General features: G+C 73.6%; 11 protein-coding genes. 8 read left to right on the forward strand and 3 right to left on the reverse strand.

Going from position 1 to position 14,017, the window contains the following annotated elements:
- Positions 1–118: 118 nt before the first annotated feature.
- Genes ABT070_RS00560 through ABT070_RS00570 form a run of 3 tightly spaced genes read left to right on the forward strand, consistent with a single transcriptional unit; the run spans position 119 to position 5,045 of the window.
- Positions 119–1,153, forward strand: a complete 1,035-nt coding sequence (locus tag ABT070_RS00560; RefSeq protein WP_351752619.1) for an AAA family ATPase — start codon at positions 119–121, stop codon at positions 1,151–1,153.
- The gene (locus tag ABT070_RS00565) at positions 1,153–2,535 is read left to right on the forward strand and encodes a DUF58 domain-containing protein (protein ID WP_351752622.1); all 1,383 of its coding nucleotides are present in this window, start codon (positions 1,153–1,155) and stop codon (positions 2,533–2,535) included. Before ABT070_RS00560 ends, ABT070_RS00565 begins: the two co-directional genes overlap by 1 nt.
- Positions 2,532–5,045 carry a transglutaminase TgpA family protein gene (locus ABT070_RS00570; RefSeq protein ID WP_351752625.1) on the forward strand — a complete coding sequence of 838 codons (2,514 nt, stop codon included), beginning with the start codon at positions 2,532–2,534 and terminating at the stop codon, positions 5,043–5,045. Before ABT070_RS00565 ends, ABT070_RS00570 begins: the two co-directional genes overlap by 4 nt.
- Positions 5,046–5,311: 266 nt before the next feature.
- Here ABT070_RS00570 and ABT070_RS00575 read toward each other — a convergent pair whose 3' ends face one another.
- From ABT070_RS00575 to ABT070_RS00585, 3 genes are all read right to left on the reverse strand, one after another.
- The gene (locus ABT070_RS00575; RefSeq protein WP_351752627.1) at positions 5,312–5,725 is read right to left on the reverse strand and encodes an SCO2097 family morphological protein; all 414 of its coding nucleotides are present in this window, start codon (positions 5,723–5,725) and stop codon (positions 5,312–5,314) included.
- 276 nt (positions 5,726–6,001) lie between these two features.
- Positions 6,002–6,829 carry a methyltransferase gene (locus ABT070_RS00580; protein WP_351752630.1) on the reverse strand — a complete coding sequence of 276 codons (828 nt, stop codon included), beginning with the start codon at positions 6,827–6,829 and terminating at the stop codon, positions 6,002–6,004.
- Between the two features lie 185 nt (positions 6,830–7,014).
- Entirely contained in the window at positions 7,015–7,578 is a 564-nt protein-coding gene (locus ABT070_RS00585) for an SAV_6107 family HEPN domain-containing protein (RefSeq protein ID WP_351752632.1), read from the reverse strand.
- 175 nt (positions 7,579–7,753) lie between these two features.
- On the opposite strand from ABT070_RS00585, the gene ABT070_RS00590 reads away from it, so the two are divergent.
- The 5 genes from ABT070_RS00590 (at position 7,754) to ABT070_RS00610 (ending at position 14,017) form a co-directional block, all read left to right on the forward strand.
- Entirely contained in the window at positions 7,754–8,707 is a 954-nt protein-coding gene (locus ABT070_RS00590) for an ATP-binding cassette domain-containing protein (protein ID WP_351752635.1), read from the forward strand.
- Positions 8,679–10,763 carry a YhgE/Pip family protein gene (locus ABT070_RS00595; protein ID WP_351752637.1) on the forward strand — a complete coding sequence of 695 codons (2,085 nt, stop codon included), beginning with the start codon at positions 8,679–8,681 and terminating at the stop codon, positions 10,761–10,763. The genes ABT070_RS00590 and ABT070_RS00595 overlap by 29 nt, the downstream gene beginning before the upstream one ends.
- 44 nt (positions 10,764–10,807) lie before the next feature.
- Positions 10,808–11,434 (forward strand): TetR/AcrR family transcriptional regulator, encoded by a 627-nt coding sequence (locus tag ABT070_RS00600; protein ID WP_351752640.1) that lies wholly within the window; start codon positions 10,808–10,810, stop codon positions 11,432–11,434.
- Between the two features lie 424 nt (positions 11,435–11,858).
- Positions 11,859–12,476: a DUF4126 domain-containing protein gene (locus ABT070_RS00605; protein WP_351752643.1), complete on the forward strand. Its 618-nt coding sequence runs from the start codon at positions 11,859–11,861 to the stop codon at positions 12,474–12,476.
- A 38-nt stretch (positions 12,477–12,514) separates the two neighbouring features.
- Complete coding sequence (locus ABT070_RS00610; RefSeq protein ID WP_351752645.1) at positions 12,515–14,017, forward strand: phytoene desaturase family protein; 1,503 nt, start codon at positions 12,515–12,517, stop codon at positions 14,015–14,017.

Raw genomic sequence — 14,017 nt, forward strand, 5'->3', positions numbered from 1 at the left:
CAAGAATGCGGGTGTGACGTCACGCTGAGCAGTTCAGGCACGGCGTCCGTGATTCGGGGTGGGCCGGTTTGCCGCACAGAGCGTCGGCCCGGAGAAAGTTTGGGCCGAGGAGGGCCGGGTGACGACCTATGACGAGCGAGCGAGCCTCACAGATCTGACCGCCACTGTGGAGCGTGTCCGCAGTTCGGTGGAGGGAGTGATCGAGGGCAAGCCCGAGGTCGTACGGCTTTCGCTGACCGTGCTCCTCGCCGAGGGGCATCTGCTGATCGAGGACGTGCCGGGCGTCGGCAAGACGATGCTCGCCAAGGCGCTGGCGAAGTCCATCGACTGCACGGTGCGCCGTATCCAGTTCACGCCCGACCTGCTGCCCTCGGACATCACCGGGGTGTCCATCTGGGATCAGCAGCGCCGGGAGTTCGAGTTCAAGCCGGGCGCGATCTTCTCGCAGATCGTGATCGGCGACGAGATCAACCGCGCCTCGCCCAAGACGCAGTCGGCGCTCCTGGAGTCTCTGGAGGAGCGCCAGGTCACCATCGACGGGACGACGTACGAGCTGCCCAGCCCCTTCATGGTGGTGGCCACCCAGAACCCGGTCGAGATGGAGGGCACCTATCCGCTGCCCGAGGCCCAGCGCGACCGCTTCATGGCCCGTGTCTCCATCGGCTACCCGAGCCCGGAGGCCGAGCTCCAGATGCTCGACGTCCACGGCGGGGTCAGCCCGCTGGACGACCTCCAGCCGGTCGCGCACGCCCACGAGATCGTGAAGCTGATCGACGCCGTCCGCGGTGTCCACGTCGCCGACTCGGTCCGTCGCTACGCGGTCGACCTGGTCTCCGCCACGCGCAGTCACCCGGACCTCAGACTCGGCGCCTCCCCCCGCGCGACGCTGCACCTGGTGCGCGCGGCCAAGGCGACCGCCGCCCTCAGCGGCCGGGACTACGCGCTCCCGGACGACGTGCAGAACCTCGCCGTGGCCGTCCTGGCCCACCGTCTGCTGCCCACCGCGCAGGCACAGCTGAACCGCCGCACGGCGGAGCAGGTCGTCGAGGAGATCATCCAGCGCACCTCGGTGCCCGCGACCCCCCAGCAGCACGGGTACGGACTGGGCCACGGAACACAGGCGTACGGCCAGCAGCAGTCGCGGAGGCTGTGATGACCACCGGGGGTGCCGGGCAGCCGTCCGCGGGCCACGGGGAGAAGGGCGAGAAGGGCGGCGCACGCACGGCCCTGGCCGGTCTGACCACCCGCGGCCGCTCCTTCCTCGCCGCCGGCATCGCGGCCGCCATCTGCGCCTATGTGCTCGGACAGCCCGACCTGCTGCGGGTCGGACTGCTGCTGGCCGCACTGCCGCTGATCTGCGCGGCCGTCGTCTACCGCACCCGCTACCGGGTCGCCGGCAGCCGCCGGCTCTCTCCCGCGCGGGTGCCCGCCGGCAGCGAGGCCCGGGTCCATCTGCGGATGGACAACGTCTCGCGGCTGCCCACCGGTCTGCTGATGCTCCAGGACCGGGTGCCGTACGTGCTCGGACCGCGCCCCCGCTTCGTCCTGGACCGGGTCGAGGCGGGCGGCCGCCGCGAGGTGTCCTACCGGGTCCGCTCCGACCTGCGCGGCCGCTATCCGCTGGGCCCGCTCCAGCTGCGCCTGAGCGATCCCTTCGGCATGTGCGAACTCACCCGGGCCTTCTCCACCTACGACACGCTGACGGTGATCCCGCGGGTCGAGCCGCTGCCCCCGGTCCGCCTGAGCGGCGAGGCCAAGGGGTACGGCGACGGGCGGCAGCGCGCGCTGGCGCTGGCCGGCGAGGACGACGTGATCCCGCGCGGCTACCGCTACGGCGACGACCTGCGCCGGGTGCACTGGCGGCTGACCGCCCGCTACGGCGAGCTGATGGTGCGCCGCGAGGAGCAGCCGCAGCGCTCCCGCTGCACGGTGCTGCTGGACACCCGGGGTCTCGCCTACCAGGGCGCGGGCCCGGACTCCGCCTTCGAATGGGCGGTCTCGGGCGCCGCGTCCGTGCTGGTGCACATGCTGGAGCGGGGCTTCTCGGTGCGGCTGCTGACGGACACCGGCAACTCGGTGCCCGGTGAGGGCTCCGACGGGTTCGCCGGCGCGAGCCAGGAGTCGGCGGACGCGGCCGGACTGATGATGGACACCCTCGCGGTGGTCGACCACTCCGACGGCACGGGCCTGTCCCGGGCCTACGACGTGCTGCGCGGCGGCAACGAGGGACTGCTGGTGGCCTTCCTCGGCGATCTCGACGAGGAGCAGGCGGCGGTGGCCGCGAAGATGCGCCAGCGCAGCGGAGGCGCGGTCGCCTTCCTGCTGGACGGCGCCGGCTGGGCGGGTGAACCGAACGGCGCACCCGATCCGATGAACAGGCAGGAGGAGCGGCTGCGGATGCTGCGCGAGGCGGGCTGGACGGCCCTGAGCGTGCCGCGGGGCGCTCCGCTGAACGAGTTGTGGCGCCAGGCGGACCGCGAGCGGGCGGGCGTGATGACGGCGAGCGGGGCGAGCGGCGGGGAGGGACGGTCATGAGCGGGCGGGCTCGACTGACGCTGTGCTCGGCGGCGGCGACACTGCTGGCCTCGTGCGCCCTGCTGCCCCTGGTCACCCCGGCGACCTGGCTCCTCCAGGCGGCGTTCCTGCTGGCCGTCCAGTCCGGAGTGGGCGCGGCGACCCGGCGGGTGCCGCTGGCCCGGCCGTTGACCGCGGGTGCCCAGGCCCTGGTCACGCTGGTGCTGCTGACCCTGCTCTTCGCCCGGGAACACGCCCTGATCGGCCTGGTCCCCGGCCCGGAGGCCTTCCGCCACTTCGGCGACCTGCTCCAGACGGGCACCGACGACGTGAGCCGGTACGCGATCCCGGCCCCGCTCTCCGACGGCATCCGGCTGATGGTGATCGGCGGGGTGCTGGTCATCGGCCTGGCGGTGGACACCCTCGCGGTGACCTACCGCAACGCGGCCCCGGCCGGCCTGCCCCTGCTGGCGCTGTACTCGGTCGCCGCGGGCCTGTCCGAAGGCGTGACCGACTGGCTGTGGTTCCTGGTCGCCGCGGCCGGCTATCTGATGCTGCTGCTCGCCGAGGGCCGGGAACGGCTCTCGCAGTGGGGCCGCGTCTTCGGCGGGGCGCCGCGCGGTCCTGGCGGACAGCCCGGCCCGGTCGCGCCGGTGCGCACCGGCCGCCGCATCGGCATGGCCGCGCTGGGCGTCGCCCTCGTGGTGCCGCTCCTGCCGCTGCCCGCGATACAGGGCGGCCTGCTGGACGGGGCGGGCACCGGCGTGGGCGCGGGCAACGGCAGCGGGGGCACGATCTCCGCCGTCAACCCGCTCGTGTCGCTGCGCGACAGCCTGAACGTGGACGAGGACCGCACGGTCCTGACCCTGCGCACCACCACGAGCAACCTCTCGGACATGTACCTGCGGATCGTGTCGCTGGACGACTTCGACGGCACGACGTGGAAACCGGCGAAGCGTCACATCATCGCCGTGCCGGACGAGTTCCCCTCGCCCACCGGTCTGGGCCAGGACGTCAAGCGCACGGAGATCACGACCCGGATCGCGGCCGCCACCGGTTACGGCCAGGACTGGCTGCCGATGCCGTACCCGCCCAGCAGCGTGCAGATCAAGGGCAACTGGCGGTACGAGCCGGTCGGCATGACCCTGGTCGGCGACCACGGCCAGAAGACCAGCGGCAAGACGTACCAGGTGACGAGCCTCGACGTGCAGCCGACGGCGGAGCAGCTGGCCTCGGCGCCCGAGGCGCCCGGCTCGGTGAAGAGCACCTACACCAAGGTCCCGGACTCCCTCCCCGCGGTGGTGGCACAGCGGGCCCGGGAGATCACCAAGGGCGCCACCAGCGACTACGAGAAGGCCGTCGCGCTCCAGGACTACTTCGCGGTGACGGGCGGCTTCGAGTACGACACCGAGGTCGAGGTCGGCAGCGGCCCCAACGCGATCGCCCGCTTCCTGAAGGACAAGCAGGGCTTCTGCGTCCACTTCTCGTTCGCGATGGCCGCGATGGCACGCACGCTGGGGATACCGGCGCGGGTCGCGGTGGGCTTCGCTCCGGGTTCCCCGCAGGCGGACGGTTCGGTGGCGGTGGGTCTGAAGGACGCGCACGCCTGGCCGGAGCTGTACTTCGAGGGCGTCGGCTGGACCCGTTTCGAGCCGACCCCGACCCGGGGCAGCACGCCCACGTACACGCTGCCGGACAGCTCGGGCACGACCGTCCCCGACCTGCCGCAGGCCACCCGCTCGGCGGACGCGGCGCCTTCGACCGAGCCCTCGGCGAGCACCAGCTGCTCGGCCCAGGACAAGAAGCTCGAGGGCTGCGCCGCCGCGCTGCCGCTGGACCCGACGGAGCAGGACGGCGGCGGTACCCCCTGGTACGCGGTCGCCGGATGGACGCTGCTGGGGGCGGCGGCACTCGCCCTGCCGCTGCTGCCGATGCTGTGGCGGCTGAGACGGCGTTCGGTGCGGCTGGCGTCCGCCCAGCACTCCGCGTCCTCGCCCGCCGGTGCGCCCCCGCGCGGACGCGAGGACGGCGGCGACGGCCGGCGGCCGGGCGACCCCGCTCCCGCGGTGCTGTTGGACGTGCCGCCGCAGGAAGCCGGTGAGGCGGCCGTCGGGCATGTGCTGGCGGTGTGGCGCGAGCTCACCGACACGGCCTGGGACTACGGCATCGAGCCGGACGACGCGCTGACCCCGCGGCGGGCAGCCGCGCGGATCGTCCGGATCGCGGAGCTGGACGAGACGGTGGGCCGTTCGGTGCACCGGGTCGCGGGCGCGGTGGAGCAGGTGCTGTTCGCTCCGGAGCCGAGGGCCGAGGCCGGCCTGGCGGACGACGTGCGCACGGTGCGGGGGGCCCTGCGCGAGCAGGTCGGCTGGACCACGCGCGTGCGCGCCGTCGTGGCGCCGCGTTCGGCCATCCGCGCGGTCTGGGACGTCAACGACCGCTGGACGGCCCTCAAGGCGTCCTGGGCGGCCCGTCTGGCGACGCTCGTGCGGCGGCCGTCCGAGCGGCAGGGCCAGCAGCAGGGCGGCTGAGGCGGCGGGGCCGAGCCGGCGTCCAGGTGGCGCCGAGCTCGGCCCGAGCAAGGCCTGAGCAGCCAGCGAGTACGGGCTGAGTACGGGCCGGGCACCGGGCCGGGCACGGGCCCGGATTCGTGCCGAGGAGGAACTGTGCGGGGGCTCGTGGAAGCTCCGCGAAGGCCGGGGACGCGCGACGGTGAGGGCACGACGTTGAGGGGGCGACCACCCGGCCGGGTGGTCGCCCCCTCAACGTTTCTTCGCATGGGGGTGCTGCCGCGGTGTCAGTGACCGCCCTGCTCGTCACGGCGGCGCTGCCAGCGCTGCTCGATCCGGTCCATCATGGAGCGCTTCTGCCGGCCCTGGCCTCGACCCTGCGGGGTACCCGGGGCTCCTGCGGCTCCTGCCGCGGGCTGCTCGCCCGGCTTGGGCGCCTTGCGCCAGCCGGTCACGGCGAGAACCGCGCAGCCCAGCATGACGAGGAAGCCCACCACGCTCAGCCAGACCTGCTTGGCGACCATACCGGCCATGAGGAGCGCGATACCCACGAGGAAGCCTGCGACCGCCTGGTAGACCCGCCGCCGGGTGTACGTACGCAGCCCGCTTCCCTCGAGCGCCGACGCGAACTTGGGATCTTCGGCGTACAGCGCTCGCTCCATCTGCTCGAGCATGCGCTGCTCGTGCTCCGAGAGCGGCACGGAGTCCTCCTCATCGTGCAGTCGCCGGGGCGACCCGGGGGGTCCCTTCAGGATAGGCAGGGAATCGCCCCCGTGAAACCCGCCCCTCTACGCCAATTGGCCAACCGGAGCCCGTCATGGACGTCCCGGCCCGCTGAGGATTCCATTCCCCAGGAGCCGACCCGTCATGCCGGGCGGTCTCCCTCGATCATACGGCGCACTGCGCCCGAACGGGGGGCCTGTGGCGTACTCCATGCGCAGCCAAGCCCCTGATCAGCGGTGCACCACAGGAGGCGCTCAGGTCCCGTCGGCCCCCCGCGTCTCCCCCAGCACGTGAAGCTGGGTCGCCACGGAGTGGAAGGCGGCGAGTTCGGCGGCGGCCTCCTCGAGCTTCAGCAGGGCTTCGAGGGCGCCGGGCTCGGTGTCCACGAGCACACCCGGGACGAGGTCGGCGAAGACGCGCACGCCGTGCACCGACCCGACCCGCAGACCCGCGCCCTCGACCAGTGCCGTGAGCTGCTCGGCCGTGAAGCGGCGCGGCACGGGGTCGCCCTCGCCCCAGCGGCCGTCCGGATCGGTGAGGGCCTGCCGGGCCTCCTTGAAGCGGCCGGCGAGGGCGCGCGCGAGCACGGCTCCGCCGAGACCGGCGGCGAGCAGGCTGAGGACACCCTCGGAGCGCAGCGCGGCCACCACGTTGCGAACGCCCTCGGCCGGGTCGTCCACGTACTCCAGGACGCCGTGGCACAGGACCGCGTCGTAGCCGCCCCGTTCGACCACGTCGAAGAGCCCGTGGGCGTCGCCCTGGACGCCCTTCACCCGGTCGGCGACGCCGGCCTCGGCGGTGCGGCGCTCCAGGGCGAACAGCGCGTTGGGGCTGGGGTCGACGACGGTGACCCGGTGCCCGAGGAGTGCGACGGGCACCGCGAAGTTGCCGCTGCCGCCGCCGGTGTCGAGGACGTCGAGCGATGCACGCCCGGTCGCCTTGACCCGGCGCTCCAGTGCCTCCTGGAGGACCTCCCAGACCACGGCCGTACGGAGCGCGGCGCGGGGCCGAGGGGGGTCGGCGCGTGGCGGCGTCGGGTGCGGGCTGTGGGGGGAGACGGGCGGGCGCATCGGGTCCGACACGGCAGTTGACTCCTCGGCGCGGCACCGCCTCTTGCGCGGCGGGGCGAACGGGCTGCCTTCCCGGCCTGATCCGACCTGCCCGGTGGGCGGGCGGACGGGCGGAGGGAAGGCTTCAGGCGTCTTCCACCCTATTGCCTCCGGCGCGTTTGCCCGGTCACGGTGGTACGCCCCGGCGGCGGCGCATGTCAGCCCGCGTCCGGCAGGTCGCGCCCCGTACCGGGGCCGGCCGGATCGTCCCCCTCCTGGCGCGGCTGCGGGAGCACCGGCTGGAGCACCAGCATGCGTTCGACGAGGCGCAGGAACATCGCCACGTCGCGGATCAGGTCGTCGGCGTCCCGGCGGGTGGCCGCGCCCTGGATGCCCGCCTCGGCCCGGGCCCGGCGCGGGGCCCCGGAGGCGAACAGCGCGCTCCACTCGGTGAGTTCGGGCGCTATCTCGGGGAGCACTTCCCAGGCGCTCCGGATGCGGGCCCGGCGGCGCGGGGAGGGATCCGGGCGGCCCCGGGCTGCGAGCACGGCCGCCGCGGTGCGCAGGGCCGCCAGATGAGCCGTGGCGTAGCGCTCGTTGGGGGTTTCGAGGACGGCCACCTCGTCCAGCCCGGCGCGGGCCTGGGCGAGCAGGTCGAGGGCGGCGGGCGGGGCCGTGGTGCGGCGCAGCACGGGGTGCACGTCGTTCGCAGGGCCGTTCAGTGAGGGGGCAGGGCCGGTGGCGCGGCGCCGGTTTGCGGCGGCTGCGTGGTAGGTGGCCATGACGAACCTCCTGTCGTCTGTGTGACGGCACGCCCTGATACGGGCTGCCGTATGTGCCCATCGTGGGGTATGGCACTGACAATCCGTTCTGACCTGGGCTTTTGCTTCGATCGAAGGTTCGGGCTAGTTTTTGCACTGACCAGTCAGTTCAAATAGTTGTCAACCAGGGGGACCTGTGGACGGAGTCGGTGTCACCGCCGACGGCTTCGGGCTCCGAGGCCCACGCGGATGGGCGTTCCGGGGCATCGGCGTCGACGCGGAACCGGGCTCGCTGATCGCCGTCGAGGGGCCGTCCGGCTCCGGCCGGACCAGCCTGCTGCTCGCCCTCACCGGGCGGATGAAGGCCACCGAGGGGACGGCGGCCGTGGGCGGGGCGCGGCTGCCGAAGCAGTTGGCCGCCGTGCGGCGCGTCAGCGCGCTCGCGCACGTCGCCGGCGTGACCGACCTCGACCCGGCCCTGACCGTCGGGGAGCACCTGCGCGAACGCGCGCTGCTGGAGCGGCGGTTCGGCGGGCCCGTACGGGAGTTGCTGCGACCTCGCGCGGAGCGGGCTGCCGGGGTGGGGCTGCGGATCGACACCGCGCTCTCCGCCGCCGGGCTCGACCGGGAGGCCCTGCCCAAGGGGTCGCGGACCGCCGTCCGCGATCTGGAGCGCCTCGAAGCGCTGCGGCTGTCCGTGGCGCTGGCGCTCATCGGCCGCCCCGGGCTGCTCGGCGTCGACGACATCGACCTGAAGCTGACGGACGCCGAGCGGGAGGAGGTCTGGGCGCTGCTCAGGTCCCTCGCCGGGGCGGGGACGACCGTCCTCGCCGTGTGCGGGGAGGCCCCCGAGGGCACCGTCACGGTCTCCACGGGCCCGGAGACCGTCCCGCTCGGCCGGGAGGACGCCGTCGAGACCCCCGCCCGGGAGGACACCGCCGAGGACCCGGCCGAGCCCGCCGCCGGATCCGCCCAGGAGACAGCCGGGACCACGAAGCCCACCGAGGCCACCGAGCCCGCCGAGGCCACCCGGCCCACCGAGCCCACGAAGGCCACCGGGACGACCGGGACCACCGAGGCCACCGGGACCACCGGGACCGAGCAGGAAGAGGAGAAGGCGGATGCGATCGCCGAGACTGGCCGCGCTTGAGCTGCGGCGCTTCGGCCGGGGCAAACTCCCCCGGGCCGCCCTCGTCGCGCTCCTGCTGCTGCCCCTGCTGTACGGCGCCCTGTACCTGTGGTCCTTCTGGGACCCGTACGGCCGCCTCGACCGCATCCCCGTGGCGCTCGTGAACGACGACAAGGGGGCCACCGCCGACGGGAAGAGGATCAGCGCCGGGGACGACATCACCAAGGGCCTGCGCGACAGCGAGGTCTTCGACTGGCACGAGGTGAGTGCCGCCGAGGCACGCGCGGGCGTGGAGGACGGCAGGTACTACCTGTCGCTGACCATGCCGGCCGACTTCAGCGGGCGGATCGCGTCCAGCGCCGGCGACTCGCCCGAGACGAGCGCCCTCCAGGTGCGCACCAACGACGCCAACAACTACATCGTCGGGCAGATCTCGCGAACGGTGTTCAGCGAGGTGCGCACGGCCGCGTCCACGAAGACCTCTCGGTCCTTCCTGGACAAGATCTTCGTCTCCTTCTCCGACATCCACGGAGCGACCGCGAAGGCCGCCGACGGGGCCGACGACCTCACCGGCGGCATCGGGAAGGCCGAGAAGGGCTCCAAGGACCTCGCCGACGGGCTGAGCGACGCCAAGGACGGCAGCGGCGAGCTGGCGAAGGGCCTGAAGAAGCTCGACAAGGGCGCCGACAACCTGGAGGACGGTTCGCAGAAGGTCGCGGACGGCACCCAGACGCTCGCCGACAAGGTCAACGGGGTCGCCGACGCGCTGGGGCCCTTCGTCGAGGACAACGAGAAGACCATCGGCGACACCGCCCAACTGGTGGCCGACTCGGCCAAGGTGATCCGCGACAACCTCGCCACCCTGGTGAAGCTGGCGCCGACCGCCGCCGAGGGCGCCCACACGGCCTCGGACACCCTCGCCGCCGTCCACGAGGCACGCTGCGAGACGCCGGTACTGCCCGACCCCGCGTGCGCCGACCTGAAGAAGGCCAAGGACGCGGCCGCCGACGTGGTGAAGGTCGCCGACGACCTCGACACGCTGGTCGCCGACCAGGACGGCGACCTGAAGACGCTCCGCACGAACCTCGCCACCCTGCAGAAGCAGGCACAGTCGCTCGCCGACAGCGCCCCGCACCTCTCCGAGGACCTCGACGACGCCGTGACCAAGGTCAACGCGCTGAACACGGGCGCCTCGAAGGTGGCCAAGGGCGCCAAGAAGCTGCACACCGGGCTCGGCACGGCCAAGACGGGGTCGGTCGACCTCGACGAGGGCGTCACCAAGCTCGAGACGGGCGCCCAGGACCTCAACGGCGGCATCTTCAAGCTCTCCGACGGCTCCGGAAAGCTCGCCGACGGCCTGCACGACGGCGCCGCGCAGATCCCCGACTACGACGCACGGCAGCGCGACGCGCGCACCGCCGTCATGGCCGACCCCGTGCAGCTCGCCTCCCAGGACCTGCACAAGGCGCCCAACTACGGCACCGGCTTCGCCCCGTACTTCATCCCGCTGTCGCTGTGGGTGGGCGCGATGGTGGCGTACATGCTGATCGCGCCGATGAACCGGCGCGCGCTCGCCGCGGGCGCCCCGGCGTGGCGGATCGCGCTGGCGGGCTGGCTGCCGGTGGTCGCGATCGGGGTGCTCCAGACGACGGCCCTGATGGCCGTGCTGCACTGGGCGATCGGCCTGGAGATGGCGCGGGCGGCCGGCACGGTGGGCTTCCTGTTCCTGGTGACGGCGTGCTTCGCGGCCCTCGTGCAGTGGCTCAACGCGCGCTTCGGGGCAGCGGGCCGGATCCTCGTACTCGCCCTGCTCATGCTGCAGTTGACGTCGGCGGGCGGCACCTATCCCGTGCAGACCAGCCCCGGCTTCTTCAACGCGATCCACCCCTACCTGCCGATGAGTCACGTCGTCGAGGCGCTCCGGAGGCTGATCACCGGCGGCGGTCTGGCACCGGTGTGGCACGCGTGCGTGGTGCTCGTCGCCTTCACCGCGGGCGCCCTCGCGCTGACCGCGCTGTCGGCGCGCCGCCGCCAGGTGTGGACCCTGGACCGGCTGCACCCGGAGCTGAGCCTGTGAGGATCCGGCGTCCGGCGGGCCCGGTTCCTGTGACAATCAGGACCATGGAAAGCAGCACCACCCCGGGCGGCCGCACCCGCCGCGAGGCCACCCGGCAGAAGCTCTACGAAGCGGCCGTCACCCTCATCGCCGAGCAGGGCTTCTCCGCGACGACAGTGGACGAGATCGCCGAACGGGCCGGCGTCGCGAAGGGCACGGTCTACTACAACTTCGCGAGCAAGTCCGTCCTCTTCGAGGAACTGCTGAGGCACGGCGTGGGCCTCCTCACCGCCTCGCTGCGGGAGGCGGCCGAGCGCACCGCGCGGGACGGCGGCAGCAAGGTCGACGCCCTGGACGCGATGGTCCGCGCGGGCCTTGTCTTCATCGACCGCTACCCGTCCTTCACCCAGCTCTACGTGGCCGAACTGTGGCGCACCAACCGGGCCTGGCAGTCCACCCTCATGGTGGTCCGGCAGGAGGCGGTGGCCGTCGTCGAGGGGGTGCTGCGCGAGGGCGTCGAGAACGGCGAGTTCAGCGACGAGATCGATGTCCAGCTGACGGCGGCCGCCCTGGTGGGCATGGTGCTGGTGGCCGCGCTGGACTGGCAGGCCTTCCAGCCGGAGCGGTCCCTGGACGACGTCCACTCGGCGCTGTCCCGGCTGCTCCAGGGGCGGGTGAGCGGTCGCCGGTAGCGCGCACGCGCGGGTGCGGCACCGAACCGCGTCGCCGCTGCGCGCGTGGGCGCACGAAAGCGCCGGTCCGTGGTGGCCACGTCCCCCGTGGGCCGCCTCGAACCGGCGCTTCCTCGTGCTCCCCCGTTCCCCTGTTCCCCCGTTCCCTCCCCCGTTGTCCCCCGTTCGGTCGTTCCCCCGGGGTGCCCCCCGCGCCTCACTCCCGCCGAACCGGCCGGCGGAAGGAGCGGATCGAGGGCCGCTCCGTTCCGGCGCCCCGTGTCGCCGGTGCCGGAGCCGCGCCTCTTTCCGTGCCACCACTGTCTCGTTCGCGCAGGTCCGCCCCCATCCGCGCGCGTACTCAACTCACCCACTAGGTACGTGTACTCAGCTCTGCGTACTCATCCCCAGGACGCCGGGCGGCCGACTGGCTACGATCGCGTCCGTGTCCGTACTCCCCCTCGTGTTCACCAGCGGCTGGGCCAGCGGCATCAACGCGTACGCGGTGGTGCTGCTGCTCGGCGTGTTCGGCGCGACCGGCCTGAGCGACGACGTCCCCGAGACGCTCCAGCGTCCCGAGGTGCTCATCGCCGCGGGCGTCCTGTTCCTGTGCGAGGCGGTCGCCGACAAGATCCCCTACGTGGACTCGGCCTGGGACACCGTGCACACGGTCGTCCGGCCGGCGGCGGGTGCCTGGATCGGGGCGGTGCTCGCCGGGCAGAGCGGTTCGCTCTCCGACGCGGCGGCCGGCCTGCTCGGTGGTTCGACGGCGCTGGCCAGCCATGCCGTCAAAGCCGGCACCCGGATGGCGGTGAACTCCTCCCCCGAGCCGTTCAGCAACGTGCTCGTGAGCCTGGCCGAGGATCTCGGGGTCGCCGGGATCGTGACGTTCGCGATATTCCATCCGGTGGCCGCCTCGGTCATCGCGGGGGCGCTGCTGCTCGCCGGTCTGACGGTCCTCTTCCTCCTGGTCTCCCGGATCCGCCGGTTTCTGCGGCGCAGGGCCCAGCGACGGGAGGAACGCAGGCTCACACGGCTCCCCTGGCCGCCGCCACCGGGCTGACGGCGTGACTGTCGGTGGCGGCCGATAAAGTCGCGGGCATGGCACGGATTGCGGTGATCGGCGCCGGGACGGGCGCGCTGACGGCGGCCGCCCGGCTGGCCGTCGCGGGCCACCGGGTGACGGTGTACGAGCGTACGCAGACGTACGGCGGAGCGGTGCGCCGCTTCGAGCGGGACGGGTTCGGGTTCGACACCGGACCCGGTCTGCTGCCCCTCCCGGCCGTCTACCGCGACCTCTTCGTCAAGACCGGCAAGGAGCCGCTGGAGGCCTGCGTCGAGCTGGTCCAGGTCGATCCCAGCGCCCGGCACGTCTTCGCGGACGGCACCGAGGTGGCGCTGCCGAACGCCTCGCGCGCGGGGGTCGTCACGGCGCTGGACGAGGCGCTCGGGGCACCCGCCGGACAGCGCTGGGGCGACTTCCTGGTCCGGGCCCGCGAGGCCTGGGACCGCACCCGCCGTCCGCTCCTGGAGGAGCCCCTGTGGGACGACTGGTCGGTGCTGGCCGCCCGCGAGCCCTACCCGGCGGTCCCGCACAAGCGCCTGCTGCGCACCCGCCGGGCGGGCACCCTCGCCGAGGTCGGCGCCTGGGAGCTGCGCGACCCCCGGCTCACCGCGCTGCTCGAGGGCCACGCGCTCGCGTACGGCCTTGACCCGCGGGTCACCCCGGCGAGCGCGGCCGTGCTGCCGTACATGGAGCACGCCTTCGGCACCTGGTACGTGCGCGGGGGGATGCGGGAGCTGGCCCGCGCCCTCTACGAGCGGTGTCTGGCCCGCCGGGTGGAGTTCGTCTTCGGCGCCGAGGTCACCCGGGTCCTGGAGAAGGACGGCCGGGCGGTGGGCGTGGAACTCGCCGAGGGCACCGCCCAGGCCTTCGGCTCTGCGGCAGGTGCGGTGCGGGAGGCGGACTTCGTGGTCGCTCCCGGGAGCGCCGGCGGTCTGCCCGCCCGCGCGAACGGCGAGGTCGCGCCCCAGCGGGGCCTGCCGAGCCGGCTGACCGTACTGCTCGCGCTGCGCGGCGCCCGGCCGGACGGGACCGCGCACCGGACGGTGGTGCACACGGTGGACCGCGACGGCGAGTTGGAGAGCCTCTTCGGTACGGCGCCGTCCGTGCCCGCGCGGCCGACGGTGACGGTTCTGCGGCCCGGCGACCCGGCCCTGGTCCCGGACGGCGACCATGAGGCGGTCACGCTCGGTGCGGTGGTCCCCGCGGGGGCGGAGGTGCGCGGGGAGCACGTGGACGCGCTGGTCGCGGTCGCCGAGCGAGCCGTCCCCGGTCTGCGCGACCGCGTCCTGTGGCGCGAGGTGCGCACCCCGGCCGACATCGCGCGGGAGACCGGCGCGGCGGGCGGCGCGGTCCCGGCGCCGGCGCTGGCCGCGGCCGGGGGGCGGCTGCTGCATCCCGCCAACTCCACGCCTCTGCAAGGCCTGTTCACCGTCGGCGGCTGGTCGCACCCGGGCGGCGGACTGCCGCACGCGGGGATGTCGGGCGCGCTGGTCTCCGGGCTGATCGTGGAGGGCCCGCGGTTCCGGGGCTCACAGTGA

The sequence above is a fragment of the Streptomyces sp. NPDC002884 genome (assembly GCF_040295245.1).
In the GTDB taxonomy this organism is placed as follows: Bacteria; Actinomycetota; Actinomycetes; order Streptomycetales; family Streptomycetaceae; genus Streptomyces.

Coding starts and splice junctions, on each gene's coding strand:
- ABT070_RS00565 (WP_351752622.1), top strand. CDS start 1,153: ATGACCACCGGGGGTGCCGGGCAGCCGTCCGCGGGCCACGGGGAGAAG.
- ABT070_RS00570 (WP_351752625.1), top strand. CDS start 2,532: ATGAGCGGGCGGGCTCGACTGACGCTGTGCTCGGCGGCGGCGACACTG.
- ABT070_RS00585 (WP_351752632.1), bottom strand. CDS start 7,578: ATGGCCACCTACCACGCAGCCGCCGCAAACCGGCGCCGCGCCACCGGC.
- ABT070_RS00595 (WP_351752637.1), top strand. CDS start 8,679: ATGCGATCGCCGAGACTGGCCGCGCTTGAGCTGCGGCGCTTCGGCCGG.
- ABT070_RS00600 (WP_351752640.1), top strand. CDS start 10,808: ATGGAAAGCAGCACCACCCCGGGCGGCCGCACCCGCCGCGAGGCCACC.
- ABT070_RS00610 (WP_351752645.1), top strand. CDS start 12,515: ATGGCACGGATTGCGGTGATCGGCGCCGGGACGGGCGCGCTGACGGCG.